Source organism: Corynebacterium sp. AOP12-C2-36, from assembly GCF_052379185.1.
Classification (GTDB): Bacteria; Actinomycetota; Actinomycetes; order Mycobacteriales; family Mycobacteriaceae; genus Corynebacterium.
On the sequence record NZ_JBQSYJ010000012.1, the window covers coordinates 80051 to 106919 of the forward strand.

The 26869-nt window shown below is 70.9% G+C and carries 24 protein-coding genes; 18 read left to right on the forward strand and 6 right to left on the reverse strand.

The features are described 5' to 3' along the window. Positions 1-293: 293 nt before the first annotated feature. The 3 genes from serC to ACT3UN_RS11710 all read left to right on the forward strand — a co-directional run bounded on the left by serC (position 294) and on the right by ACT3UN_RS11710 (position 3548). Positions 294-1430 (forward strand): phosphoserine transaminase, encoded by a 1137-nt coding sequence (gene serC / locus ACT3UN_RS11700; protein WP_444657157.1) that lies wholly within the window; start codon positions 294-296, stop codon positions 1428-1430. Between the two features lie 81 nt (positions 1431-1511). Continuing rightward, positions 1512-2612 (forward strand): septation protein SepH, encoded by a 1101-nt coding sequence (gene sepH / locus ACT3UN_RS11705; protein ID WP_444657158.1) that lies wholly within the window; start codon positions 1512-1514, stop codon positions 2610-2612. A 6-nt stretch (positions 2613-2618) separates the two neighbouring features. Continuing rightward, positions 2619-3548: a DUF6928 family protein gene (locus tag ACT3UN_RS11710; RefSeq protein ID WP_441579092.1), complete on the forward strand. Its 930-nt coding sequence runs from the start codon at positions 2619-2621 to the stop codon at positions 3546-3548. Between the two features lie 2 nt (positions 3549-3550). Here ACT3UN_RS11710 and ACT3UN_RS11715 read toward each other — a convergent pair whose 3' ends face one another. Then, positions 3551-4396, reverse strand: a complete 846-nt coding sequence (locus ACT3UN_RS11715; RefSeq protein WP_441588246.1) for a TrmH family RNA methyltransferase — start codon at positions 4394-4396, stop codon at positions 3551-3553. A 6-nt stretch (positions 4397-4402) separates the two neighbouring features. Beyond that, positions 4403-5884 carry an NCS2 family permease gene (locus ACT3UN_RS11720; RefSeq protein WP_301443627.1) on the reverse strand — a complete coding sequence of 494 codons (1482 nt, stop codon included), beginning with the start codon at positions 5882-5884 and terminating at the stop codon, positions 4403-4405. Positions 5885-5943: 59 nt separating this feature from the next. Between ACT3UN_RS11720 and ACT3UN_RS11725 the strand changes: the two genes are divergently transcribed. Genes ACT3UN_RS11725 through ACT3UN_RS11735 form a run of 3 tightly spaced genes read left to right on the forward strand, consistent with a single transcriptional unit; the run spans position 5944 to position 8792 of the window. Further along, positions 5944-6807: a glutaminyl-peptide cyclotransferase gene (locus tag ACT3UN_RS11725; RefSeq protein ID WP_444657159.1), complete on the forward strand. Its 864-nt coding sequence runs from the start codon at positions 5944-5946 to the stop codon at positions 6805-6807. Between the two features lie 49 nt (positions 6808-6856). Next, positions 6857-8161 (forward strand): MFS transporter, encoded by a 1305-nt coding sequence (locus ACT3UN_RS11730; protein ID WP_301443625.1) that lies wholly within the window; start codon positions 6857-6859, stop codon positions 8159-8161. A 58-nt stretch (positions 8162-8219) separates the two neighbouring features. Beyond that, on the forward strand, positions 8220-8792 hold the full coding sequence (locus tag ACT3UN_RS11735; RefSeq protein WP_301443624.1) for a DUF2771 domain-containing protein: 573 nt from the start codon (positions 8220-8222) through the stop codon (positions 8790-8792). 101 nt (positions 8793-8893) lie between these two features. On the opposite strand, the gene ACT3UN_RS11740 is transcribed toward ACT3UN_RS11735, so the two are convergent. Further along, positions 8894-9349, reverse strand: a complete 456-nt coding sequence (locus tag ACT3UN_RS11740) for a cold-shock protein (protein WP_444657160.1) — start codon at positions 9347-9349, stop codon at positions 8894-8896. A gap of 407 nt (positions 9350-9756) precedes the next feature. Here ACT3UN_RS11740 and ACT3UN_RS11745 point away from each other — a divergent pair, with 407 nt between their 5' ends. Continuing rightward, positions 9757-10455, forward strand: coding sequence for a resuscitation-promoting factor Rpf1 domain-containing protein (locus ACT3UN_RS11745; RefSeq protein ID WP_444657161.1), 699 nt, complete (start codon positions 9757-9759; stop codon positions 10453-10455). 194 nt (positions 10456-10649) lie between these two features. On the opposite strand, the gene ACT3UN_RS11750 is transcribed toward ACT3UN_RS11745, so the two are convergent. Continuing rightward, entirely contained in the window at positions 10650-10838 is a 189-nt protein-coding gene (locus tag ACT3UN_RS11750) for a hypothetical protein (RefSeq protein WP_301443299.1), read from the reverse strand. 106 nt (positions 10839-10944) lie between these two features. Here ACT3UN_RS11750 and ACT3UN_RS11755 point away from each other — a divergent pair, with 106 nt between their 5' ends. From ACT3UN_RS11755 to ACT3UN_RS11765, 3 genes are all read left to right on the forward strand, one after another. Then, complete coding sequence (locus ACT3UN_RS11755) at positions 10945-13314, forward strand: helicase-associated domain-containing protein (protein ID WP_444657162.1); 2370 nt, start codon at positions 10945-10947, stop codon at positions 13312-13314. 64 nt (positions 13315-13378) lie between these two features. Beyond that, positions 13379-15034, forward strand: a complete 1656-nt coding sequence (locus tag ACT3UN_RS11760) for a DNA repair helicase XPB (protein ID WP_444657163.1) — start codon at positions 13379-13381, stop codon at positions 15032-15034. 23 nt (positions 15035-15057) lie between these two features. Then, entirely contained in the window at positions 15058-15699 is a 642-nt protein-coding gene (locus ACT3UN_RS11765; protein ID WP_444657164.1) for a DUF3239 domain-containing protein, read from the forward strand. A gap of 155 nt (positions 15700-15854) precedes the next feature. Here the strand turns inward: ACT3UN_RS11765 and ACT3UN_RS11770 are convergent, their stop codons facing one another. Continuing rightward, the gene (locus tag ACT3UN_RS11770; protein WP_444657165.1) at positions 15855-16955 is read right to left on the reverse strand and encodes a hypothetical protein; all 1101 of its coding nucleotides are present in this window, start codon (positions 16953-16955) and stop codon (positions 15855-15857) included. 254 nt (positions 16956-17209) lie between these two features. Here ACT3UN_RS11770 and ACT3UN_RS11775 point away from each other — a divergent pair, with 254 nt between their 5' ends. From ACT3UN_RS11775 to ACT3UN_RS11790, 4 genes are read left to right on the forward strand one after another with little or no spacing between them, the layout of a single operon-like run. Beyond that, positions 17210-17974: a LamB/YcsF family protein gene (locus tag ACT3UN_RS11775; protein ID WP_444657166.1), complete on the forward strand. Its 765-nt coding sequence runs from the start codon at positions 17210-17212 to the stop codon at positions 17972-17974. After that, on the forward strand, positions 17971-19512 hold the full coding sequence (locus ACT3UN_RS11780; RefSeq protein WP_444657167.1) for a carboxyltransferase domain-containing protein: 1542 nt from the start codon (positions 17971-17973) through the stop codon (positions 19510-19512). The genes ACT3UN_RS11775 and ACT3UN_RS11780 overlap by 4 nt, the downstream gene beginning before the upstream one ends. Continuing rightward, positions 19509-21329 (forward strand): acetyl/propionyl/methylcrotonyl-CoA carboxylase subunit alpha, encoded by a 1821-nt coding sequence (locus tag ACT3UN_RS11785; RefSeq protein WP_444657168.1) that lies wholly within the window; start codon positions 19509-19511, stop codon positions 21327-21329. The genes ACT3UN_RS11780 and ACT3UN_RS11785 overlap by 4 nt, the downstream gene beginning before the upstream one ends. A gap of 32 nt (positions 21330-21361) precedes the next feature. Further along, the gene (locus ACT3UN_RS11790) at positions 21362-21985 is read left to right on the forward strand and encodes a GntR family transcriptional regulator (RefSeq protein ID WP_444657169.1); all 624 of its coding nucleotides are present in this window, start codon (positions 21362-21364) and stop codon (positions 21983-21985) included. Positions 21986-22251: 266 nt separating this feature from the next. On the opposite strand, the gene ACT3UN_RS11795 is transcribed toward ACT3UN_RS11790, so the two are convergent. Then, positions 22252-23235: a hypothetical protein gene (locus ACT3UN_RS11795; RefSeq protein ID WP_444657170.1), complete on the reverse strand. Its 984-nt coding sequence runs from the start codon at positions 23233-23235 to the stop codon at positions 22252-22254. Positions 23236-23254: 19 nt separating this feature from the next. Between ACT3UN_RS11795 and ACT3UN_RS11800 the strand changes: the two genes are divergently transcribed. Genes ACT3UN_RS11800 through ACT3UN_RS11815 form a run of 4 tightly spaced genes read left to right on the forward strand, consistent with a single transcriptional unit; the run spans position 23255 to position 26742 of the window. Further along, positions 23255-24466 carry an aminotransferase class I/II-fold pyridoxal phosphate-dependent enzyme gene (locus ACT3UN_RS11800; RefSeq protein WP_444657171.1) on the forward strand — a complete coding sequence of 404 codons (1212 nt, stop codon included), beginning with the start codon at positions 23255-23257 and terminating at the stop codon, positions 24464-24466. Between the two features lie 23 nt (positions 24467-24489). Further along, positions 24490-25698 carry a cobalamin-independent methionine synthase II family protein gene (locus ACT3UN_RS11805; protein WP_444657172.1) on the forward strand — a complete coding sequence of 403 codons (1209 nt, stop codon included), beginning with the start codon at positions 24490-24492 and terminating at the stop codon, positions 25696-25698. A gap of 15 nt (positions 25699-25713) precedes the next feature. Continuing rightward, positions 25714-26007, forward strand: coding sequence for a hypothetical protein (locus ACT3UN_RS11810; RefSeq protein WP_444657173.1), 294 nt, complete (start codon positions 25714-25716; stop codon positions 26005-26007). A gap of 21 nt (positions 26008-26028) precedes the next feature. Continuing rightward, positions 26029-26742, forward strand: a complete 714-nt coding sequence (locus ACT3UN_RS11815; protein WP_444657174.1) for an ABC transporter substrate-binding protein — start codon at positions 26029-26031, stop codon at positions 26740-26742. Positions 26743-26869: the final 127 nt, after the last annotated feature.

The window sequence follows — 26869 nt, forward strand, 5'->3', positions numbered from 1 at the left end:
CTTTCGGTTATGCCCCGGGACGGAGATCACCGTCCCGGGGCCCGCCTCGAACCGAGCGGCCCGAGGTGAGGAAATCTCACGGAGCGGACCGTCGACGATCGTGGGATAGGACACACTGTACCGAATCCCCCCGGAGCCGACACAGTAGGGTCGTACGGTATCCCCGTCAGCCACCCCCGTTGCATCCCGGAGTGTGGGACAACATGTCCCAGAGACGCCCTCACCGGCTAGGCTGGCGGAGTTCCCGAACCACCGTGCTTGGAAGACTAGGAAGAGAGCCAGGAAAGCCGATCATGAGCGACCAGTTCCCCACCCTGCCCGAGAACCTCCTGCCCGCCGACGGCCGATTCGGTTGCGGCCCCTCGAAGGTCCGCCAGGACCAGATCGACGCCATCGTCTCCGGAGGCCGGGACGTCATCGGCACCTCCCACCGCCAGCCGGCCGTGAAGAACCTCGTCGGTTCCGTCCGCGAGGGTCTGTCGGACCTGTTCAACCTGCCCGAGGGCTACGAGATCATCACCTCCCTCGGCGGCGCCACCGCCTTCTGGGACTCCGCCTCCTTCGGCCTGATCCGCAACCGCTCGGCGCACCTGACCTACGGTGAGTTCTCCGGCAAGTTCGCCTCGGTCTCCAAGAAGGCCCCGTGGCTGGACGAGCCGCAGGTCTTCGCCTCGGAGCCGGGCACCGCCCCCTCCCCCTCCGAGCTCGACGGTGTTGACGGCGTCGACCTGGTCGGCTGGGCGCACAACGAGACCTCCACCGGCGCGATGGTGGACGTGAAGCGTCCCGCGACGGACGCCCTGGTCGCCATCGACGCCACCTCCGGTGCCGGCGGGCTGCCCGTCGACATCGCCGAGACCGACGTCTACTACTTCTCGCCCCAGAAGTGCTTCGCCTCGGACGGTGGCCTGTGGTTCGCCGCCTTCTCCCCGGCCGCCCTGGAGCGCGTCGAGGAGATCGCCGCCACCGACCGCTACATCCCGGCCTTCCTGGACCTGAAGACCGCGGTGGACAACTCGCGCAAGAACCAGACCTACAACACCCCGGCCGTGTCCACGCTGCTGATGATGGACGCGCAGGTGAAGTGGATGAACGCCAACGGCGGTCTGGACGGCATGGTCGCCCGCACGTCCGAGTCGTCCTCCACCCTGTACAGCTGGGCGGAGGCCCGCCCGGAGGCCTCCCCCTTCGTCGCCGAGGCCGCGAGTCGTTCCCTGGTGGTCGGCACGATCGACTTCGACGACTCGGTGGACGCCGACGTCATCGCCAAGACGCTGCGCGCCAACGGTGTGCTGGACACCGAGCCCTACCGCAAGCTGGGCCGCAACCAGCTGCGCGTCGGCATGTTCCCGGCGATCGACCCGGAGGACGTCAGGACGCTGACCTCCGCGATCGACCACATCCTCGACTCGGGCATCGCCTCGCGCTAACCCGAACAGGACGTACCGTCAGGTCCAGACCCCTGACTCACCCCCGGAAGCTCACCGTCTTCCGGGGGTTTTTGCGCTACTGTGGCGGAAAACACCGAGTGGATGATGGAGGTCCCACCGATGCAGGAACTGCGGTTCGTCCAGGACGACAGCGACCGGGCGTCCCTCGTTCTCCGCGTGGCCGACAGTGGCGCCGAAGGCACTGACGGGGAGGACGCGACCCCCGGGTTCTTCCTGCCGGTCACCGACGAGCTCACCGAGTTCCTGGGCACCCTGGTCCAGCCTGCGGCGGAGTCCGTCTCAGCGGACGCCGCACCGGAGACCGCCCAGGACGCCACCCAGGAGACCACCACGGCGGCCGAGGCGCCGGACGCGGCGGAACCCGCCGTCATCCCGGTGCGTGAGCGCGTGCACCTGCGCCCGCGCGACATCCAGGACCGCATCCGCCACGGTGAGACCGTGGAGCAGATCGTCGCGGAGACCGGCATGGAGGACCGTCGCGTCCGCCCCTTCGCCGTGCCGATCGCGATGGAGCGCCACCGCATCGCCGAGATGGCGCGCGACGCCCACCCGGTCCGGGCCGACGGGCCGACGGACGCACCCCTGCGCGAGGTGCTCGCCGGCGCCTTCGCCGCCCGTGGCGAGAGCCTGCGCGCCGCCGAGTGGTCGGCGGCGATGGACTCGTCCGACCACTGGGTGATCTCGGTGAGCTGGACGAAGGGCAACCGGGAGGGCGCGTCGCGGTTCGTCGCCGACTTCCGCTTCGTCCCGGGTGAGGACGGTCCGGCGACCGCCGAGCCGGTGAACTCCGTGGCGTCCGACCTCATCGACCCGCGCTTCGAGCGTCCGGTGCGCACGGTCTCACCGGTGGTTCCCTCCAGCCGCGGGGAGGACGACACCCCCGCGACCGAGGAGACCCGGCCGGACACCGCCGCCGTCCAGGACCCCGCCGAGGACACCGGGCCGGCTGAGACCGACGGGTCCGACGAGCCCACCGGCGACTCCTCCTCCGGGGGCGGCGCCGACGCCCCCGTCGACCTCTTCGGCCGCCGCTCCCACCCCGCGGGCGGTGGCGAGGACCCTGCCAAGCGCAAGAAGAAGGCCGTCACGCCCCACTGGGAGGACGTGCTTCTCGGGGTCCGTACGAACCCGCGGGCAAACGGCCGGAACAAGAAGAAGTAGACCACGGTGGGATCCCCTGACACCGTCGTCACCCTCTGGTTCGCCAGCGCCGCCGTCCCGGTGCAGGTGCTGCGCGCCGAGCCGACGCCCGACCGTGGCTTCGCCCGCAAGTACCTCGCCCAGCTCGGCGTGCGCCTGAGCACCGAGGGTTCGGCGAACACCTTCGGCGACTTCTCCTCCCCCACGCACATCGGCGACTTCGACATGAACCGCTCGGCCCCGCCCGGCCGCGCCGAGTTCTACATCGGCGGCTACCCCGGCCTGTCGCTGGTGCAGACCGTGCTGCCGGAACCCTGTCTGATGTCACAGGTCCCGGCACCGCTACGGGAACTCATCGCCGCCGCGGACCTCTACGTGACCTGCCGGACGCCGGACGACCCGGACGGTCTCGGCGGTTTCGCCCACTGGTCCGGCGGCACGCTGAAACGCGCCTTCACCGCCACCCGCGACAAGATCTACGAGGACACCGGCCTGCCCGAGCCGTTCGAGGCCCCGTTCTGGGAGGGCAACGTGGAGGCCACGGGCATCCAGCTGCCGTTCCGTCCCGGTGAGTTCGCCGCCGCCGCCGAGGAACACTGGCTGGGGTTCCGGGTGGAGCGCGAGGGCATCGACATCCCGGTGTGCGCCTTCGCACTGGACGGACGCGCCGCACCGCGTGCGGTGCCCGGCGACTCCCGGCCGGCGTCGCGGCCGCGGACCTCCCAGCACCCGCAGCGCCCGCCCAAGCCCCAGAACCCGCTCCCCCCGGGCTACGACGACTACGCCGAGGGCAAGGAGTCGGCGGTGCGTTCGACCTCCGACCTGCTCAAGGGCGCCACGGTGTCCGCGGTGACCGGGGTCGGGCGCGGCGTGGTCGGCGGGGTGCGTCTGCTGCAGACCGGGGCGCACAGGATCGGCGACGAGGTACGCCGCCGTGCCCGCAACACCGGGCGGTAGCGTCAGAACTGTGCGGCGTAGAAGCCGATCGCCGCGGACGTCGCCACGTTGAGCGAGTCGGTGCCCGGGGCCATCGGGATCTTCGCCCGCACGTCCGCCGCGCGCATGGCGTGCTCGGTCAGCCCGGGCCCCTCCGCCCCGACCATCACGGCGACCTTGTCGGCGCCCGCCACGGCCTCGGCCAGGGTGTTGTCCGTGTTCGGTGTCATCGCCACCACCCGGTAGCCACGCTCCTGCAGGTCGGCGAGACTGTGCTGCCACGTCGTCGGCCGACTGCCGAGGTGCGCGAACGGGGTGCGCAGCACGTGCCCCATCGACACGCGCACCACCCGCCGGTACAGCGGGTCGGCGCACCCGGCACCCAGCAGCACCGCACCGACGTCGAGGCCGGCGGCGTTGCGGAACAGCGCGCCGATGTTCTCGTGGTCGCCGACTCCCTCCAACACGGCGACGACCCGGTTGCCGGCCGGCAGGGCGTCCAGCACGTCACTGGCGTCGGGCTCGTCGACCCGGTCGGCGGTGGCCACCAGCCCGCGGTGCATGTCGAAGCCGGCGACCTCGGCGAGCACCTCCCGGGTGACCTCGTAGAAGGGCACGCCGTCGAGCCCACGGGCGACGTCGGGGTCGGACGCCGCGGCGTCCTGCAGCTGTTCCAGCCGGTGGGCGAAGCCCACCACGCAGCGCACCGGGAAGCGCGACGCCGCCAGGCGAGGCACCACCAGGTTGCCCTCGGCGACGACGAGACCGCGGCCGCCGGGCAGGTCGGGACGCTTGTCGGAGGAGTTCAGGTCACGGACGTCGTCGAGACGGGTGTCGGACGGGTCGGTCACGGGGACGGTGCGGCTCATGGCGTCCTACCCGATCGCATCCATGATCGGGTCGATGCCGAAGAAGACCACGAACAGTGCGGCGACCAGGTACATCAGCCAGTGCAGTTCCTTGGCACGTCCGGTGACCAGGTACATCACCACGCAGGCGATGAAGCCCATGCCGATGCCGTTGGCGATGGAGTAGGTGTACGGCATGATCACGATCGTCAGGAAGGCCGGCAGGGCGACCTCGAAGCGGGTGAAGTCGATGTCTGCGACCTGGGCCATCATCATCGCTCCCACGATGACCAGCACCGGGGCGGCGGCCTCGATCGGCACCACGGAGTACAGCGGGGTGAGGAACATCGCCGCCAGGAAGATCACGCCGGTGACCACGTTGGCCAGGCCGGTGCGTGCACCGTCGCCGATGCCGGCGGCGGAGTCGACGAACACGGTGTTGGACGACGCCGACACCGAACCGCCGACCGCCGCGCCGGCACCCTCGATGATCAGGGCGGTGCGCAGGTTCGGCAGGTTGCCCTGCTCGTCGACGAGCTGCGCCTGCTTGCCCAGCGCGGTCATCGTGCCCATCGCGTCGAAGAAGTTCGCCAGCACCAGGGTGAAGATCAGCAGGCAGGCCGACAGTGCGCCGATCTTGCCGAAGGCGCCGAAGAGGTCCACCGCGCCGACGAGGCTGAGGTCGGGCATGCTGCCCAGGGAGTCCGGGATCGCCGGGGTGGCCATCTGCCAGCCCTTGCCGGCGTCGCTGTCGAAGGGGCCGGCGAGCGCCTCGACGATCATGGCGAACACGGTGGTGGCGATGATGCCGATGAACAGTCCGCCGCGGACCTTCTTGGCCACCAGGATGCCGCAGACGATCAGGCCGACCACGAAGATCAGGGTGGGCCAGGAGGCGATGGAGCCGCCGTCGCCGAGGCCGACGGGCACGGTGGTGCCGGCGGCGTCGGGCACGCGGCGCACGAAGCCGGCGTCCACCACGCCGACCATGGCGATGAACAGGCCGATGCCCACGCTGATCGCGGCCTTCAACGAACCCGGGATGGCGTTGAACACCGCCTCGCGGAACCCGGTGACGGCGAGCAGCACGATGATCACGCCGTCGATCACCACCAGGCCCATCGCCTGCGGCCAGGTCAGGCCCTCCGTCGCCACGAAGGTGACGGCCACCAGGGTGTTGATGCCCAGGCCGGCGGCGATGCCGAAGGGGTACTTGGCGAAGACGCCGAAGGCGATGGTCATCACGCCGGCGGCCAGGGCGGTGACCGCGGCCACGCGCGAGGTGCCCAGCACGTCGCCGTTGCCGTCCTCCACCGTCCCCAGGATGAGGGGGTTGAGGATGATGATGTACGCCATCGCGAAGAACGTCACGACACCGGCACGGACCTCCGTGCCGACCGTGGAGCGACGCTCCGTGATGTGGAAGTACCGGTCGAGGGCGCCGGTGGGTTCTGCGCCGGACTCTTCTGCGCCGGTCGTCTCGACCGAGGATCCCGTGGAAGCTGACATAAGAAGTAAGAATCGCACCAGGCAGGCCCGTGTGCAACCGGTGTGGCAGCATGGGACACATGACCCCCCGCGTTCCCCTGGCACCGCGCGGCGCACCCGGCGCCCTCACCCTGGCCGGCACCGTCCTGACCTCCACCGTCCTGGTCGGCGCGCTGGCCGCGTGCGCGACCGACGGGCAGGACGGTACCCCCGGCGGTTCCGGCACCGGGTCGGTGCCGGAGTTGTCCGCCGAGGTCCTCGCCGAGCACCCCTTCGACCCCGACGCCTTCACCCAGGGCCTGGAGGTCATGCCGGACGGCGACCTGCTGGTGTCCACGGGGCTGAACGGACAGTCGCGGATCTACCGCGCCCCGGTCGACGACGCGACGTCGCCCACCGTCAGCGAGGACCTCGACGAGCGCTACTTCGGCGAGGGTGCCACCGTGCACGACGACACCGTGTGGCAGCTGACCTGGAAGTCCGGGGTGGCCTTCGCCCGCGACGCCGAGACCCTGCAGGTCACCGACGAGGTGTCCTACGACGGTGAGGGATGGGGGCTGTGCTCCGACGACGAGCGCCTGGTGATGTCGGACGGCTCCTCGGAGCTGACCTTCCGCGATCCCGAGACCTTCGCCGCCACCGGCGGGGTGGAGGTCACCCTCGACGGCGAGCCCGTCGACCAGCTCAACGAGTTGGAGTGCACCGGCAGCGGGGACGACCGTACGGTGTGGGCCAACGTGTGGCACTCCGACCGGGTGCTGCGCATCGACCCGGACTCCGGGGAGGTCACCGGCGTGGTCGAGCTCGACCTGCCCGCCGGTGACCGCGACGGGGCCGACGTGCTCAACGGCATCGCCGCCGTGCAGGACGAGCAGGACGGCGACAGTTTCCTGGTGACCGGCAAGCTGTGGGACACCCTCTACGAGGTGCGTTTCAGTGAATGACCGTGGGGCTCGTGCTGGGGTGTCCAGGGGTGGAGCTCGGGGTGGGGTGATGGCCCGCTCCGCCAACCGGGTCTCCGGGTTGATGGGCGCCGACGGTGCCCGCGAGTCCGGGCTCACCGCCCTGATGTACACCTCGATCGCCAATTTCGCGGTGGACGCCGTGCTGGCGGTCTCCCTGGCCGGCACCCTGTTCTTCTCCGCCGCCGAGGCGGAGTCCCGGACCTCGGTGGCCGCCTACCTGCTGGTCACGATCGCCCCGTTCGCACTGCTCGCCCCGTTGATCGGCCCGGCGTTGGACCGGCTGCGCACCGGCCGGCGTCTGGCGTTGTCGTTGACCTTCGCCGGACGCGTCCTGCTGGCCGCCGTCCTGCTGCAGAACTTCGACTCGTGGATGCTCTACCCCGCCGCACTGGGGATGCTGGTGCTCAGCAAGTCCTACGGGGTGCTGAAGTCCTCGGTGACCCCACGTGTCGCGCCGGACGGCCTGGACCTGGTGCGCGCGAACGCGCGGCTGACCATCGCCGGGCACATCGGCGGCTCGCTGGTCGCCGGTGGCCTGGCCGCGGCGATCGCCTACCTCTTCGACCCGCGGGCGGCACTGTGGCTGCTGATGGTGGTCGCGTTGTCCGGCATCTACGGCTGCGCGCTCATCCCGGCCAGCGCCGAACGCGGACGCGACGAGGTGACGGTGAGCCCGTTCGTGCCGGAGGGGCAGGCAGGCGGCCGCGCGGTGACCGGCTGGCGTCGGGCCGTACGCGTGCGCTTCCCCGACGCCGCCCGGACCTGCCTGTGGGCCACCGCCCTGCAGCGCTGCGGCACCGGGTTCATGACGATCTACATCGCCTTCGTCGCCAAGTCCTCGACCGACCTCTCCGGGTTCGAGCAGTTGTCCATCCTCGCCGCCGTCGGTGCGGCCGGCGGAGTCGGCACCTTCGCCGGCAACGCGCTGGGCTCGCGGATCCGTTTCGCCCGCCCGCAGGCGGCCGTCCTGGTGCTCGGCGCGGTGTCGATCGCCACGGTGGTGCTCGCCGCGGTGTGGGACGGCACGCTGACCGCGGCGGTGGCGACCGCGGTGCTCTCCCTGGGCAGCGCGATGTCGAAGGTGTGCCTGGACGCGGCGATCCAGTCCGGGCTCGACCAGTCCGCGCAAGCCTCGGCCTTCGGCGTCTCCGAGACCGCACTGCAGCTGTCGTGGGTGTTCGGAGGCACCTTGGGCATCCTGCTTCCCCCGGAGCTCACCGTGGGTATGGCTGTGCTGGCCCTCGCCGGTACAGTGATGTACGTCAACGTCATCGCCGCGTCACGGGGTGTCGGTGCCGGGGCCCTGATCGGCCGGGCGAGGAGTTCCCGCTGAGCCGGTCCACCCCGGCCCCCGCACACCCGATCCGACGCCGACAGGAGTTCCCCACCGGATGAGCACGGACAACAACAACCCGCCGAAGAAACAGACGAAGAAGCAGCGTCGTCGGGCCGCCCAGCGCAAGCAGCTGATGACCTTCGGCGCGATCGTGCTGCTCGTCGTCGTCGTGGCCGCCGCGGTGCTGGGATACCAGCACTGGAGCAACAACCGTCCCGGTACCCAGCCGGAGGATCTGCGGGTCACCGTCACCGACGCCTCCGGCGAGGAGCAGGAGTACGCCCCGTACTCGGTGTGCCAGCTGTTCACCGGCGACTGTGACGAAGGTGAGCCGACCGAGGTCGAGCTCGGGCCGGACGACGAGATGACCGTCTCGCTGCCGGAGGAGGTCTACGACCACGACTGGACGATGCTCCAGATCTTCGACGACCCGGCGGTGAACACGGAGAACACCTACACCGGCAACGAGAAGACCGAGGTCACGATCAAGGGCTCCTCGGACACCGCGGGCGAGGACGACGAGAACCCGCGCCTGGCCGTGGTGGAGATCCACTCCTCGCTGGTCGGTGACGACGACGGCGAAGAGGTCGCCTTCGGCGCAGTCTGGTCGTTCACCCCGGCCGGGTAACCGGCCCCTCCCCCTCTACCCGCCCCGCCCCAGTTCAGAGAGCAACCCCACAGGATGGTTCCACCAACCTGTGGGGTTGCTCTCTGCGTCAGTTCTCTGGGTCAGCTCTCCAGCTCGCTGGCGATGGTGCGCAGGATCTCGGCGACCTGGCGTCCTTCCTTACGGTCGGGACGCCGCCCGGCCTCCAGGCTGGGCTGCACCCGCGACTCCAACAGCGTGACGGTGTCCTGGACCAGCTCGTGGAGCTGGTCGGGGCTGTAGCGGTGGCCGCGCGCGCCGCGCTGGCCCCGGGCACCCTTGCCCGCACCCTTGCCAGGACCCCTGCCACCGGACGTCTCGGCGGACGGCGGCGGCCCGTCGTCCAGCACCGAGATCCGCATGGCCTGGGGTCCCTTGCGGGCCTCGGCGAAGTCGTACTCGATGCGCTGGCCCTTGTGCAGTTCGCTGGTCCCGTCGGGCAGCACCTGCGACCCGACGTAGACGTCCTCACCCTCGGGGTTGGAGACGAAGCCGAATCCCCGGTCCGGGTCGTACCACTTCACTCTTCCGGTCGGCATGATCCTCGCCAGTCCTCTCTCTACTGCTCTCTGCTGCTCTGTCGGACTCTGTCGAGCCCTGTACTCAATGTCTGATGGGGAACCCGCTATTTTACCCGTGGGGCGCGTGGGGTTCGCATCGCAACGTCCGCCATGGATGTGACGAAGGTCACAGTCATAAAATAACGGTTCGGTAACGGTCGGGACACGGAACGATAACGCGCTGGGCACACCCGGTTTCGGACGCCACCACGAGCCAACTCACATCCGCAACGTTCCGCCGCTACACCGCCTGAACAGCCACGAATCCGCCCAATCAGCGTGACTCAATCGTGACAAACCGTTAGTGTCGGGTCCCAGCAATGAACACCGCGGTGATCCACGGGACCGGATCCCCGCACCAACGACTCCGAAAGGAATCAACCCACATGGGACGACACACCATCCGTAAGAGCACCTTCAGCACCAAGCGCCTCGCCGTCGCCGGCATGGCCGCACTGGCACTCGGTGCCGCAGCCGCCCCGGCCGCCAACGCCGCCCCCGACTCCGACTGGGACCGCCTCGCAGAGTGCGAGTCCGGCGGCGACTGGTCCATCAACACCGGCAACGGCTTCCAGGGTGGACTGCAGTTCTCCCCGAGCACCTGGAGCGGCTACGGCGGCGACGAGTTCGCGGCCTCCGCCGACCAGGCCTCCCGCGAAGAGCAGATCGTGGTCGCCGAGCGCGTCCTCGAGGGCCAGGGCTGGGGCGCATGGCCGTCCTGCTCCTCCCAGCTGGGGCTGAACTCCGCCGCCGAGCAGCGTGAGGCCCCGGGTGCCGGCACCCAGGAGAGCATCCAGGACAACACCGGCTCCACCGACGACTACGCCGAGAACACCGGCGAGGCCGCTGCCGACCTGAGCAGCCAGACCGACGTCCTGGCGATCGACTCCGTCTGGGAGCAGATCACCGCAGCCTTCGCCGCCAACGGCATCGAGGTCCCGACCGAGCTCCAGTCGCTCTACCAGGACAACCGCGAGGCCCTGAACGACAACTACTCCGCCGCCGTCGACCAGGCACAGGGTGCCGCCGACCAGGCCAAGGCCGCAGGCGACCAGTACGCTGCCCTCGCCGGCAACCTCTTCTAGTTCTCCGCGCCGCCCGGCGGGCACACCCCTCCACACGAGGATGGCCTGCCGCGGTCGCACCGGGCCCACCATCTGACGGGCCCAAGGTCCCACTCGTCGACGCACGACACCGCACGACGAAAACGTCGCCCAGCCCATACCCCGTGAAGAACGGGTATGGGCTGGGCGACGTTCGTGCGCGCGGGGAAAACCGGCTAGCGGTTGACCACCGTGTACGGGTGCACGTACGACAGCTTCTCGGCGGGCACCGGGAACTCGGCGTCCCCGAAGGGGCTCAGTGCGCCGGCGTCCTCGGCGACGAGCTCGGTGACCGCGTGCTTACCCTCGGGCAGGTTCTGCGGCCAGCCCGGATCAACGTAGTGCTTCTTCTTTGCGTGAGCCATGTCCCCGATCATTCCACATCCGTGCCCGTCAGGCGACTTTCCGGCACCGTCCCCCACACCGGCGCCTACACCCGCGGCCCCGCCGGCGGGTAAAGTGACCGGCGTTATGCCTGACTCCTTCCCCACCTACGCCGAGTGGCTGTCCGGCCACTCCGACGACGAGCTCGTCGACCTCCTCTGGCGTCTGCGCGCCTTCTACCCCGGGTCCCTGGGCTCGGTGTCGGACGTGGCGGCGTTGCGTCGTCTCGACGCGACCGGGCTCGCCGTCCTGCACGCCCTGGTGGACGCCGGCGCCGCCCACGACCCGGTGGGCGTCGACGTGCTGGAGGAGACGCTGACCGGACTGTGGGACGCCGCGGGCACCGCCGCCGACGCGCGCGCGGACGCGGCGACGGTGACCGCCACGGTGCACGTCCTGGCGTCCTGGGGCCTGGCCTACGGCCCCGACCTCACGGTGTCGCACGCAGAAGGTACCGCCGACCCGGGCCAGGTGAAGGTGCCCTCGCACCTGCCGCCGCTGTTCTCCGCGACGACGGACCTGCCGTGGGTCCTGGTCGACGGCTACCGCTGCCCGGTGCCCACCGAGGAGCTGCCCGAGGTCCTCGACGCCCTGCCCACCCGGCAGCGTCGCCTGCTCGACACCCTGGAGCTCTCCGGCGGCATCGGCCACTCCGCCACGCTCGACGATCCGGAGCGCCCGCTCGCCCGGATGATCTCCGCGGGCCTGCTCGACCGCGTCGACGCGCAGACCGCCCGGCTGTCCCCGCGCGTCGCGGCGTCCATCACCGGACGCGTCGTCCCCCCGCCCGGCGGGGACTTCCGTGCCCGCGCCGCGTCCGGGCGCCCCGACCAGCGCACCGACGCCACCGCGGTGGCGCGCGTGGTGGAGACCGTCCGCCTGGTCGCCGACGTCCTCGGGGAGGTCGGACGCGCCCCGGTGCGTCCGCTCAACGCCGGCGGTGTCGGCGTGCGCGAGATCGCGCGCCTGTCCAAGGCCCTCGGGCTGGACGCCGCGGTCGTCGGCGACACCCTCGTGCTGTGCCGCCACGCCGACCTCATCGCCGTCGGCCTGCCGGTGCCCGCCCCGCAGGACGCCGTGGGCAGCGGCGACTTCTGGACGCTCACCGAACGCGGTGCGTCCTACCTGTCCGCCCCGCTGTCGCGGCGCTGGGCGATGCTGCTCGACGGCTGGCGCCACAGCACCCACGCCCCGTGGCTGGCCAAGGATCCGTCCGGCGCCGACTCGCACCTGCTGCAGGAGTCGCTGGACGCCCCGGAGGCCGCCGCGCTACGCGGCGTCTTCTCCGGTGCCGCCGGCGGCAGCGCCGTTGTGCCGACCGGTGCCGACCTGTGGCGGCTGCGCCCCTCGGTCGCCGCAGTCACCTCGGACGAGGCGGTGGCCAGCATCGTCGACGAGGGCGTGATCCTGGGGCTCAGCGCCGAGGGGCAGGCCTCGTCGGCCGCACTCGCGCTCGCCGCCGTCGCGAACTCTGAAACCGACGGGACCGAGGGTGCCCAGGATGCAGAAGACCGCCTGGCCGCCGCGCTGGCGAAGATCCTGCCCGAGCCCGTCCGCATGCTCATCATCCAGGCCGACATGACCATCCTCGCCCCCGGCCTGCTCGACGGCGACACCGAGGCCCGGCTGCGCACCTTCGCCGACGTGGAGTCCACCGGCATGGCCAGTGTGTGGCGCGTGACCCGCCAGAGCATGCAACGCGCCGTGGAGCAGGGCGAGACCGCCGCCGGTATCGAGGACTTCCTCGCCGGCATGGCCCCGGACGTGCCGCAGTCCATGTGGTACCTCGTGCAGGACACCTTCCGCACCCACCGTCCGGAGAACCCCGTCGTCGGCAGCACCGCGGCCAGCGTGCTCACCGCCCCCGACGAGAAGTCCATGGCCGCCATCATGGACACCGACGCCGCCGAGGAGACCGGGCTGCGCCTGCTCTCCCCCACGGTCGCCGCCAGTTCCGTGCAGCTCTCCCTGGTCGTCGAGGCGCTGGAGGACGAGGGGGTGCGCATCAGCGTCGACGGCGACAACGGCGTGGGACGCGCCACCGCCGGACCACTGCTGTCCACCGTGCCCGACCCCGAACGTCCCGTGAGCTCGCGCGGGCAGGTCGCCGACCAGCTCGCCGGCGCCGTCGAGGGCTTCCGCCGCAGCCGGCAGGCCGGCGCCGACGGCGGCGGCAGCGGCAACAGCGCCGATGCGTCCGGCCACGACGGGGAGACCACGCGCGTGCACGAGCCGCGGGCGATCATGACCGCCCTGCGCCACGCCTACGACTCCGGCACCCCGGTGGAGATCAGCTACGTCGACGCCACCGGCTCCGCGGTGCACGAGTGGATCTCCGTGGTCACGATGAGCCCGGTGTCCATCGTGGGCGTCACCGAGGCCGGCGGGCAGTCGCTGCAGATCCAGCCGCACCGGGTGGCCTGGGTTGGAACCCCGGTGGGAACCCCGCTGGAGTGAGCCGGAACGGGTAGAATGGTCGGGTTGCTTTTCGACCGCCCAACAACCCCTCAAGGAGGCACCCGTGGGACTCGGTGACGGACCCCTGATCGTCCAGTCGGACAAGACCGTGCTGCTGGAGACCGGACACGCCCAGGCGCAGGAGGCCCGCACCGCCCTGGCCCCCTTCGCCGAACTCGAACGCGCCCCCGAGCACGTCCACACCTACCGGATCACCCCGCTGGCCCTGTGGAACGCCCGCGCCGCCGGGCACGACGCCGAACAGGTCGTCCACGTCCTCGAGACGTACTCGCGTTTCCCCGTGCCCCAGCCGCTGCTCGTCGACGTCGCCGAGACCATGGACCGCTACGGCCGGCTGATCCTGTCCAGCCACCCCGCCCACGGGCTGGTGCTGGAGTCCACCGACCCCGCCGTGCTCGCCGAGATCCGCCGGCACAAGAAGATCCGCCCCATGCTCGGCGAGCCCATCGACCCCGAGAACCCCGACACCGTGGTCGTGCACCCCTCCGAACGAGGACGCCTGAAGCAGGAGCTCGTGAAGGTCGGCTGGCCGGCCGAGGACCTCGCCGGCTACGTCGACGGCGAGGCCCACCCCATCGCCCTGTCCACCGAGCAGGAGAACTGGGAACTGCGCGACTACCAGGAGATGGCGGCCGAGTCCTTCTGGGCCGGCGGCTCCGGCGTGGTCGTGCTGCCCTGCGGCGCCGGCAAGACCATGGTCGGTGCCGCGGCGATGGCGAAGTCGCAGACCACCACGCTGATCCTGGTGACCAACACCGTCGCCGGACGCCAGTGGAAGGACGAGCTCATCCGCCGCACCACCCTCACCGAGGAGGAGATCGGCGAGTACTCCGGCGAGCGCAAGGAGATCCGCCCGGTCACCATCGCCACCTACCAGGTCGTGACCCGCAAGACGAAGGGCGAGTTCCGCGCCCTGGAGCTCTTCGACTCCCGCGACTGGGGGCTGATCATCTACGACGAGGTCCACCTGCTGCCCGCCCCGGTGTTCCGCATGACCAGCGACCTGCAGTCACGCCGACGCCTCGGCCTGACCGCCACACTCGTGCGCGAGGACGGCCGGGAGGACGACGTCTTCAGCCTCATCGGCCCGAAACGCTACGACGCCCCCTGGAAGGACATCGAGGCCCAGGGCTGGATCGCCCCGGCGGACTGCACCGAGGTCCGCGTGCAGCTCGGCGAGGAGGAACGCATGGTGTACGCCACCGCCGAGCAGAACGAGAAGTACCGCCTGGCCGCGTGCTCGCCGACGAAGACCGGCATCGTGCGCCGCATCCTCGACCAGCACCCCGACGAACCCACCCTCGTCATCGGCGCCTACATCGACCAGCTCGAGGAACTCGGCGAGAAGCTCGACGCCCCCGTCATCGACGGGCGCACCACCACCCACCGCCGCGAGGAGCTCTACGACGCCTTCCGCCACGGCGAACTGCGCGTCCTGATCGTGTCGAAGGTCGCCAACTTCTCCATCGACCTGCCGGGCGCCTCCGTCGCCGTGCAGGTCTCCGGCACCTTCGGCTCGCGCCAAGAGGAGGCCCAGCGCCTGGGACGCATCCTGCGCCCCAAGCCGGACGGTGGCCCGGCGTTCTTCTACTCCGTCGTCGCCCGCGACACCCTGGACGCCGACTACGCCGCGCACCGCCAGCGCTTCCTCGCCGAGCAGGGCTACGGCTACCGCATCATCGACTCGGACGAGCTGTAGCCCGGCCTGTAGGATTATCCACCGTGGTCAGCTTCAACTTCCCCGTCGACGAGTCCTTCGCCCGCAAACACAACGAGTTCTTCCGTGACGCCCGCCGGTTCCAGTGGTCCGCCGGGCTGATGGGTGCGATCCTCGTCGTCGCCGCGGTGGTGCTGTTCGTGGCCGTCGACGCCGGCTGGGCCGTGATCGTGGGCGCCGCCGCCCTGGTGATGGGGCTGATCTGCTTCATCATGGTGCCCGTCTTCCCCCGCCAGCTCGGCTCCCCGCAGCGCTACTACGACTCCTACGCCCTGGTCCCGACCGTGATCGCGCAGGTCAACCCACGCGACGTGGTGCTGATGTCGCTGGTCGACACCGCCGCCACCGAGTCTGCGTCCTCGCGTCCCGCCCTCGCGCTGCGCACCGTGACCTCGATCCCCGGGGTGGAGCGGCGCGTGGGTGAGCGTGTGCCCGCCATGGCCGTGACCGGGATGCGCTCGGTCGGTCAGCAGGAACACTGGGAGCAGGTCTCCCCGATGCCCGTGGCGTGGGGGACGCAAGACCGCTCGGTGATCGCCGCCGCCGAGGACGCGATCCCGGCAGAGCGCTGGGCGCAGGTGGAGTCGTTGGTCGACCGTCTCGCCGACGTGCAGAAGACCCGGCACCTGCTCCTCGAGCTGGACTAGGTTCCGGTCGCCGCCCACACCCGCCGCCGCCCCGCTGCCCGTCCAGATTTCGCACCCCATCACCTACTTGACTAAATCTGACCTGGGGTTTTGCGAGTGTTAGGGGCTTATCAGGTGCGAAAGTTGAGTCAGCTGAGTCGGTTCAGTCAGCCGAGTCACGTCCGGCGACGGCACAACGCAATCCCCTCCGCCACCGTGCGTTGCAGCAGGTCCAGGTCCCGGAGATGCCCGTAGGTCAGCCGCAGGACGTGCCAGCCGAGGTTCGCCAGCGCCGCGTTCACCCGCGAGTCCGTGTCGCGTCGGCGCCGTTCGAGGTGCCCTGAACCGTCGTACTGCAGCGCGAGCTTCAGCGTCGGAGACCCCAGGTCCACCCTGGCAACCACACCACGACCGGCAACATCCGTGGTGTGCACGGGGTCTGCGACCGTCCCGTCCTGCCGGATCACCAGCTGGGAGATGAAGCCCTCCCCGAACAGTCGCTGCACCTGCAGGCGCATCACGGTCTCCATCGGAGACTCCGCGCCCCGGTCCGCCATCGCCACGAGTTCGGCCAGGTGGCGTTGGGGGTAGTGGTCCCCGCAGGCGGCGACGAGCCGGAGCGGATCACAGCCGGACAAGGCGCAGAAGGCGTCGATAAACTGTACGGCCCGCAGCTCGTTTCCGTCGAGCCCCGTACCGTCCGGCACACGCCAGGCGTGCGACCCGGCGCGCAGCGAGCGCAGGCAATGGATGGCCGTGAGGATCGGCGGAGTGGTCCGAAGTCCCGGCATCCCGGAGTCCACCCGAACCCGCGTCGGCACCGTGGCCAGCGTCCTTTCCCCGCGAAACCTCGAAACCTGCTGCGGGGTCGTCGCCGGCCTGCTCCGCCCACGGGAGAGGACGCACGTGTCGGCGTCGTCGCAGAAGTACGGCATTCCCCAGACCCGCGCCGCACTCCAGCTGTGCGCGATCCAGTCCGGGCGTCGGGTGAGGGCGATCCGAATCCTGGTCAATGCGTCCAGCTCATAGGCGAGCCCCCGCGGATGCCCGGAGGCGCCCCAGTTCACCTGCGCCGGGTCCCGGACCGCCGCCCGGGGAACCCAGAGTTCGCCGACCTGCACGTAACCGTCACCGATATCGCCGCCCGCCAATCGGCCCGCCTCGATGTTCGCCTCGATGTTCGCCCTAGTGTCCGGCCGACGGAGCCACCGCCCCTCGTCCAGCCTCGGCCATTGCCGGATGAGCTCCTCGTCGAGCGTCGTCCCCCGATAGGCCATGGCGTTGTCCCTCCCTCATCGCCGCCCACCCCCCGTGGACTCCGCACCAGGCTATCCGACGTCGCTCGCGCCAGGAGCCACCCTGCACATTTCGCACCAGATCAGCCACTTACACTTACAAAACCCCAGGTCAGATTTAATGAAGCCGGTAATGGGGTGCGAAAGTTGCCCGACTCCCCGGCAATGCACCCCGATCTTCCGCTATTCTGGCGATTGTTCAACAATCCTGAACGCAGCGACGGGAAGGCACTCCCATGACCACCACCGCCACCATCGACCTGAACGCCGACCTCGGGGAGACCACCGACGGTGTCCCCGTGGCCGACGACCCCGCGATGGTCGCCCTGGTCTCCAGCGCCAACATCGCCACCGGTTTCCACGCGGGTGATCCCCATGCCATCGCCGCCACCGTGCGCGCCGCCGCCGACCGTGGCGTCACCGTGGGCGCACACATCGGCTACCGCGACCCCGCCAACTTCGGACGCACCCCGGTGGACATCGACCCCGCCCGCCTCGCCGACGAGACGCTCTACCAGATCGGTGCCCTCGATGCCCTGGCCAGGGCCAACGGCACGAGGGTCAGCTACGTCAAACCGCACGGGGCGTTGTACAACACCATCGTGCACGACGAGACACAGGCCCGCGGCGTCGTCGAGGGGGTGCGCGCCTTCGGCGAACTGCCGTTGATGCTGCTGCCCGGCGGGGTGGCCGTCGACGTCGCCGAGCGGGCCGGGCTGCGGGTGATCCGGGAGGCCTTCGCCGACCGCAACTACCTGCCGGACGGCACGCTGGTCCCCCGCTCCCGGGCGGACGCGGTCATCGCCGACGCGGACGCGGTCGCCCGACGCGTCCTGCAGGTCGCCACGTCCGGCGCGGTCACCGCCGTGGACGGCACGGTGCTGTCCGTGGACGCGGAGTCGGTGTGCGTGCACGGCGACTCACCCGGCGCGGTGGAGCTGACCCGCGCGGTGGTCGGGCGGTTGCAGGCGGAGGGCGTGGCGGTCAGGGGGTTCCTGTGAGCGGCGTCCATCCTGTCGGCACCCGCGCGCTGCTGGTCGACCTGCCGGACCTGGACACGGTGACGGCGTGGCACGGTGCGCTCAGTGCCGCGCCGCTGCCCGGGCAGACCGGCGTGGTGGCCGCGGCGCGCACGGTGTTGCTGCAGTTCAGCACGTCGGCGCACACCCGCACCGCGGTGGAGGCGCTGCGGGGGTTCCGTCCGGCGGCGGCCGCGACGTCCACCCCGAAGGAGGTCACGGTGGACGTCGTCTACGACGGCGAGGACCTGGCCGACCTCGCCGACACACTCGGCATGTCCGGCCAGGCGCTGGTCGACTGGCACACCTCCACCACGTGGGTCGCCGCCTTCGGCGGCTTCGCCCCCGGCTTCACCTACTGCGCTCCGCAGGACGCCTCGGGCGCGCTCAGCGTCCCCCGGCGCGACAGCCCGCGCACGGCAATCCCGGCCGGGGCGGTGGGCCTGGCCGGCGGCTTCTCCGCGGTCTACCCGCGCACGTCGCCGGGTGGCTGGCAGTTGATCGGCACCACCGCCGAACGGTTCTGGGACGCCGACGCCGAGCCGCCGGCGTTGCTCGCCCCGGGCGACGTGGTGCGCTACCGGGCCGTGCGCGACCTCGCCGAGGTGCCGCGTCCCACCGAATCGGGGACGCCGGCCAACGCACCGGCACGCCCGGTGCTGCGCCTCGACGACGCCGGGTTGCAGACCCTCGTCGAGGACCTGGGACGTCCCGGCTTCGGCGACCTGGGGGTGTCTGCCACGGGGGCGGCGGACCGCGCCTCCGCCGTCGCCGCCAATGACGCGGTGGGCAACCGGCGCGGTGCCGGGGTCCTCGAGAACGTCGGCGGGCTGACGCTCACCGCGCTGGTCGACACCGTCGTCGCGGTCACCGGCGCGCAGGCCCCGGTGAGCGTGGGCACCCGGACCGTGGCGTCCGGCGTCCCGCTGCTGCTGACGGCGGGCAGCCGGCTGAGCGTCGGCGCGGCGACCGCCGGGCTACGCAGTTACGTCGGCGTGCGCGGCGGCATCGCCGGACGCAGCGTCCTGGGGTCGGTGTCCACTGACGTCATGTCCGGCCTCGGGCCGGCACCCCTGCAGGACGGCGACACGGTCCGCGCGGGCGAGGCCCGCGGCGTGGTCGGGGCGTCCTGCGCGGCAGTCCGTGCGCCCGCCGATGGACCCGTGGTGCTGCGGGTGGTCGCCGGCCCGCGCGCCGACTGGTTCACCGACGGCGTCGATGCGCTGACCGGCAGGACGTGGCAGGTCAGCGGCGCGTCCAACCGCATCGGCCTGCGGCTCACCGGCGAGCCCGTACAGCGCGCCCGGGACGGCGAGATCCCCAGTGAGGGGATGCTGCCCGGCTGCGTGCAGGTGCCGCCGGACGGCAACCCCGTGGTCTTCCTGCGCGACCACGCCGTCACCGGCGGCTACCCCGTCATCGCCACCGTGGTCCCCGAGGACCTCGACCTGGCCGCCCAACTCGCCCCCGGCACCGAGATCACCTTCCAGACCCTCCAGACCTTCCAGGAGCTACCGTGACCACCCGAACCGTCCTCATCGCCAACCGCGGCGAGATCGCCGTACGCATCGCCCGGGCCGCCCGCGACCTGGGAATCCGCTCCGTCGCGGTGTACTCCGAACCGGACGCCGGCGCGCTGCACACCCGCGTCGCCGACGAGGCCCACGCCCTGCCGGGATCCAACGGGTCGGAGACTTACATGAACATCCCCGCGCTGCTCGACGTCGCCGCGCGGGCCGGGGCGGACTGCGTGCACCCCGGCTACGGCTTCCTATCGGAGAACTCCGACTTCGCCCGCGCCGTCGCCGAGGCCGGGCTGACCTGGATCGGGCCCACCCCGGAGACCATCGACACCCTGGGAGACAAGGTCGCCGCCCGCCAACTCGCCGAATCCGTCGGCGCGCCCCTGGCGCCGGGCACCTCCGAACCGTTGGAGTCCTGGGAGCAGGCGCGGGACTTCGCCGAGGAACACGGCCTGCCGATCGTGATCAAGGCCGCCTTCGGCGGGGGCGGACGCGGACTGAAGTTCGTCCGGGAATCCGACGGCGTCACTTCCATCGAGGACGCCTTCCTGTCCGCCGCGCGCGAGTCCGAGGCCGCGTTCGGACGCACCGAGTGTTTCGTGGAGAAGTTCCTCGAGCACCCCCGGCACGTCGAGGCGCAGGTGCTCGCCGACACGCACGGCAACGTGGCCGTGCTCGGCACCCGCGACTGCTCGACGCAGCGTCGCTTCCAGAAACTCGTCGAGGAGGCCCCCGCCCCCTTCCTCACCGACGCCCAACACGAGGAGATCACCGAGGGTGCCCGCGCGATCTGCCGCGCCGCCGGCTACGTGGGTGCGGGCACGGTGGAGTTCATCGTGGCCGGTGGTGGGGACGGCGGAGGCGACGGCACGGTGTCTTTCCTCGAGGTCAATACGCGCGTGCAGGTCGAGCACCCCGTCACCGAGATGACCAGCGGGGTGGACATCGTGGCCGAGCAGTTCCGCATCGCCGCCGGGGAGGAGCTCAGCTTCCTGGGCTCAAGCGGCGCTGATGGGACCGATCCAGTGGTGCACGGTCACGCCATCGAGTTCCGCCTCAACGCCGAGGACGTCGCCAACGGGTTCGTCCCCTGCCCCGGCACCGTGAGCACCTTCGAGGTTCCGACCGGCCCCGGCATCCGCGTCGACGCCGGAGTGCGCGCCGGCGGAACCGTGCCCGGGTTCTACGACTCCCTGCTCGGCAAACTCATCGTGTGGGGGCCGACCCGCGAGGTCGCCCTGCGGCGCGCGACGGCGGCACTGGACGAGTTCCGCATCGAGGGCGTGCGGACCGTCCTGCCGTTCCACCGGGACATCGTGCGCCACCCCGTGTTCACCGCCGACGGGCCGGACGCCCACTTCGGCGTCTACACCGACTGGGTGGACACCTGCTACACCCCGGGTGCCGTTGGGGCCTTCGGCGACGGCTTCGTCGAGGACGCCTACACCGAGCGCACCGAGATCTCCGTGGAGATCGACGGACGCCTGCACCGCGTGGGCATCCCGTCCGACCTGCTGACACGTGGCGTGGCCTCCGGCGGTGCTCCTGCCGACGCCGCAGCCCCGGAGTCCGCAGCCCTGGAGTCCGCCGGCTCCGGGACCGCCGTGACGGCCCCCTTCGCCGGCACCGTCGTCGCCTGGAAGGTCGACGACGGTGACCGGGTCGAGGAAGGCCAGGCCGTGGCCACCGTCGAGGCGATGAAGATGGAACGCACCGTGAGCTCCCCTGCCGACGGCGTCCTGAGCATCGCCGCGCAGGCCGGGCAGGCCGTGACGGCGAAGGAGACTCTGGCGACGGTGGAGACGGCGGGGTAACCGGCGCACCCCCTCGTTTACACTGGACCACCATGCGCGCCCAGTCAGCCTCCACCCGCCTGCGCCACGCCGTGTCCGCCGGCGAGTACGCCCCCGGGGCCAAACTCAACGAGGTTGTCCTCGCCCAGCAGCTCGGGGTGTCGCGCAATACGCTGCGCGAGAGTTTCGCCACACTCGCCGCCGACGGCATCATCGACCGCATCCCCAACCGCGGGGTGTTCATCGCCTCCCCCACCGCCGAGGACATCGGAGACCTCTACCGCGAGCGCGCGGTTATCGAACCTGCCGCCCTGCTGTGGGGCGAGATGCTCGACATCGCCGCACTTGACCAGGTTGTCGCCGACGCCGAACGACACCTGGCGCTCGGCAACCTCACTGAGCTCGGACGGGCGAACCAGCAGTTCCACCGCAGCGTCGTTACGGCCGCGGGCTCCCGGCTGCTGGATCAGGAGATGGACCGACTGCTCGCCCGCATGCGGCTGGTGTTCCTGCTCGCCGAACGGGCCGACCCTGATTTCCACCGACCCTTCGTGGCGCAGAACCGGGAGATCGTCACCCTCCTGCGCTCCGGGGACCGCCCCGGTGCGGCGACGGCTCTGCGTACCTCGATCACCGAGACCGGGCACTCGCTGCCCTCGCTGATCGCCGGACGGTGAGCCTAAGACGCTGAGCGCCTGCGCTCAGTTCTTCTTCGAGAAGTGCTCGCGCAGGAAGATCACCGCCGCGACCAGAAGGACGATCGGGATCCCGACGTTGAAGAGGAGAGAGAAGGCCATCAGCAGGATTTCCATATCGCCGATCCTGTCACAGAGGGGATGGAAGTGTTACCACTTTTCGGCGGCGAGATTTTCCGCGACCTGGGGTTTTGCCGGAACGCCGGCCGAGAAAGTGGTAACACTTCTGAACACAACGCCCACAGCACCTACCGCTGCGCGAGCCACCCCGCGTCGTCGCTGACCCGGCGGCGCCACACGTCCGGCGCGCCGATGATGTGCTCCGACAGGTAGGCCCGGAACTCCGACGAGGGGGCACAGGCGGAGAAGAAGTCGCGGACCTCGGCGGCCGGCGTCCCCCGGGAGTCCTCGGAGGCCACCGAGACCAACGTCGGCACATCAGCCAACACCGGCGGGGCATCCACCAGCTCCGGGGAGATGCGCGGCGACATCGCCAGCAGGAACGCCGCGTCCTGCAGCACCTGGGTGGCCAGGCCGAGGCCGGAGCCGAAGGTGATCAGCCCGGTACGCTGACCCGGCCGAGCCCAGCCCTGCACCTCGCGGAAGGCGGCGGCCACGGCATCCTGCGTCGCGGCCGCCGAAGCGTCCTGCCCGAAGGCGGGCAGCGGGTACACCAGGTCCACCACGGTCACCCCGGAACGCTCCGCCAGGGCGGCGAACAACGGCAGCCACAGCTGGTCGTGGGCCTCGGCGTCGCCGAACCAGCCCGGCCCGCCGTGCAGGCTGACGGCCACCGCGCCGGTCGGTTCGCTGGGGCGCAGCACCGTGGCCGGCAACCCCGCCACCACCGTCGGTTCCGCAGTCGGGCCGGTCTTCAGGAACGCCGCGGTGGGCATCGCATGGTCCAGACCGGCGCCGAGCACCAGCAGGCTGCAGTGCGTGATCAGGTCGGGCACGCGCGCCCACATGCGCTCGGTGCGGTCCTTGAGCTCGGCGGTCACGCCACCCGGCGAGGTGGCGGCCTCGTCGGTGGTCAGGGAGCGGAAGATCTCCGGGTAGTTGTCCTCGAAGTAGTTGAGCAGCTGCGTGAGCTGCGCGCGCGGGCTGATGCCGTCCTTGCCGGCCTGGGCGTCGACCGGGTGGCCCTTCGGCAGGGTCGTGGGGTCGGTCTGTTCCAGGGCGACGGGCTCGTCCGGGTCCGCCCCGGTGGCGGTGATCGGCTGAATGCTCATGACCCCATACTATGGCGGCATGTCTCTTCCCCCTCACAGCACCCGCTCCCCGGCCATCCGCGTCGCCGGCGTGGGGCCCACCGTCTTCGCCACGATCACCGCCGAGGCGGTGCGCACCGGTTCAGCGAACCTCGGCCAGGGTTTTCCGGACGAGGACGGCCCCGAAGAGATGCTGCGCCGCGCGGCGTCGGAGATCACCGGGGGCAACAACCAGTACGGGCCGGGACGTGGCCTGCCGGTGCTGCGCGAGGCGGTGGCCGCCGACCGCGCCCGGCGGCTCGGCCACGTCGTCGACGCGCAGGACGTCCTGGTCACCGTGGGCGCGACGGAGGGTATCGCCGCCTCGGTGCTGGGGTTGGTGAACCGCGGGGAAGAGGTCGTGGTCCTGGAGCCGACGTACGACGCCTACTCCGCGGCGATCGACCTGGCTGAGGCCGTCGCCCGCCCCGTCCGGCTGCTGCTGGACGACGGGCCGCAACGTCGGTGGCACCTGGACCGAGAAGTTTTCGCCGCAGCCATCGCCGAGGGCCCGGCCGCGCTGATCCTCAACTCCCCGCACAACCCCACCGGCACGGTGCTGGACCGCGACGACCTGGAGTTCATCGCCAGGCAGTTACGCGGCACCGACACGGCGGTGATCAGCGACGAGGTGTACGAACGCCTGGCCTTGGACCGTCCGCACACCGCCTTCGCCACCCTCGACGGCATGGCCGAGCGCACGGTCACGCTGTCCAGCGCGGCGAAGAGCTTCAACGTGACCGGTTGGAAGACCGGCTGGGCCATCGCCCCGCCGCACCTGCTGGAGGTGGTGACCGCGGCGAAGCAGTTCCTGAGCTACGTCGGCGTCACGCCGCTCCAGCCGGCGGTCGCCTGGGCGCTCGACAACGCCGGGGGCTGGAGCGACGCCTGGACGGCGACGCTGCGCGGGCGCCGCGAACGCCTCGCAGGCGTCCTGCGCGACACCGGGCAGGACGTCCTGGCGTCCGACGGCACCTACTTCCTGGTCACCGACATCGCCGCACTGGGTATCGGGCTCACCGGCGAGGAGTTCTGCCGGGCGCTGCCCGCCGCGGTGGGTGTCGCGGCGATCCCGGTGAGCAGCTTCGTGGAGGAACCCGACGAGCAGGTCAGCACGCTGGTGCGCTGGACGTTCTGCAAGTCCGCCGAGACCCTGGAGCTCGCCGAGGAGCGGCTGCGTGCCGCCGACTGGACGCGACTGATTAGCAGCTGAACATAAACACTACGATGGTGTGCATGACTTCCATCCGCACCACCCACGTGGGCTCACTGCCCCGCACCCCCGAACTGCTGGACGCCAACCTGCGTCGCAGCACCGGCGACATCAGCCAGGACGACTTCCACGCCATCCTCCAGGACGGCGTGGACAAGGTCGTCCAACGTCAGGTCGACCTCGGCCTCGACATCATCAACGAGGGCGAGTACGGCCACGTCACCTCCGGCGCGGTCGACTACGGCGCCTGGTGGAACTACATCTTCTCCCGCTTCAGCGGCCTGACCATGACCGACACCGATCGCTGGGCCAACGCCGAGCAGGTCCGCTCCACCCCGGGCAACATCCGGCTGACGTCCTTCCCGGACCGCCGTGACCGCGCCGCCTTCTCCGCCGCCTACGAGGACCCGGAGTCCGGCATCTTCACCGGCCGCAACAAGGTCGGCAACCCGAAGTTCACCGGCGAGGTCGGCTACATCGGCGGCGAGCAGGTCGACGCCGACGCCCGCCTGCTGACCCACGCGTTGGACGCCGCGGGCAGGACGTCCCGCGACGGCTTCATCGCCGCGATCTCGCCGGGCTCCGCCGCCCGCCTCACCGACGAGCACTACGGCGACGAGACCGCCCTGGTCAACGCCTGCGCCGACGCCCTGCACCACGAGTACAAGGCCATCACCGACGCCGGACTGACCGTGCAGATCGACGCCCCGGACCTCGCCGAGGCCTGGGACCAGATCAACCCGGAGCCCAGCGTCGCCGACTACCAGGCCTGGATCCGCGTGCGCATCGACGCCATCAACCGCGCCCTGGCCGGACTGCCGAAGGAGCAGACCCGCCTGCACATCTGCTGGGGTTCCTGGCACGGCCCGCACACCACAGACATCCCGCTGGCCGACATCATCGACGAGGTGCTCCGCGCCGAGGTCGGCGGCCTGTCCTTCGAGGGCGCCAGCCCCCGGCACGCCCACGAGTGGCGTGTGTGGGCCGACCACGAACTCCCCGCGGGCTCGCTGATCTACCCGGGCGTGGTCTGCCACTCCACCAACGTGGTCGAGCACCCGCGCACCGTGGCCGACCGGATCCTGACCTTCGCCGAGGTCGTCGGCCCGGACCGCGTGGTGGCGTCCACCGACTGCGGTCTGGGCGGGCGCCTGCACGAGCAGATCGCCTGGGCGAAGCTGGAGTCCCTCGTCGAGGGTGCCCGTCTGGCCTCGAAGGACCTCAATGGCTAGCGTAGGCTGACCTCCATGACGTTCAGACTCCGCAATCATCGCCGCAGCGTCGGCATCCTCGCCGCGGCGAGTGTCGCCCTCGCCCTCACCGCCTGCTCCGACAACGACTCCGCCTCCGACGGGGAGGACGCCGCCTCCGGCGCCGACTCCTCCGCCGTGGAGACCGCGGGCACGTTCCCCCAGACGGTGTCCACGAAATTCGGTGACATCACCGTCGACGAGCAGCCCACCCGCGTGGTCGCACTCGGCTGGGGCGACGCGGAGACCGCGCTGGCCCTGGGCGTGCAGCCCGTCGGCGCATCCGACTGACTCGCCTTCGGCGGCGACGGGGTGGGCCCCTGGCTCGAGGGCGCCTACAAGGAGTCCCCCGAGATCATCGGGACCATGGAGCCCGAGTTCGAGACGATCGCCTCGCTCGAGCCCGACCTCATCCTCGACGTGCGCAGCTCCGGCGACCAGGACCGCTACGACAAGCTCTCCGAGATCGCCACCACCGTGGGTGTGCCTGAGGGAGCCGACTCCTACCTGACCCCGCGCGCGCAGCAGGTCGACATGATCTCCACCGCGCTCGGTCTACCGGACGAGGGCGACGAACTCAACGACAGCTACGAGGCCATGGTCGCCGGCATCCGCGACGACCATCCCGAGTGGGCAGACAAGACCGCCGCGACGGTGGCCCTGTCGTCGGAGGGCTGGGGCGCCTACATCCGTGGCTCCGAGCGCTACGACACCCTGCTCGACCTCGGATTCCAGGAGAACGAAACCTTGGCCGAGGAGGAGACCGGGGACACCGGCTTCTCGGTGAAGCTCAGCGACGAGACCCTGTCGCTGGCCGACTCGGACCTGGTCGTGGCTTTCGCCGTGGGAACCACCCCGGAGGACGTGGAAGCCAACAGCGCCTGGCAGCGTCTGTCCGCCACGGAGGAAGGCCACTCCTTCCCCATGCCGAAGGAGATCTCCAGCGCCTACGCCCTGGGCTCCCCCGCCGCCATCGAGTACGCCCTCGGCCAGCTCGTGCCGCTGCTGGAGGAGCACACAGAGTAGGACCGCACGGTCCTACCTTCTGCTTTCCTGCTCGCCTTCACCCTTCCCCTTCGGGATCCCGGCCCCCGCGACCATCCGGTCGCGGGGGCTTCGTTTTGCCCTGGACAGATCCGGGGCGAGGAGCTGT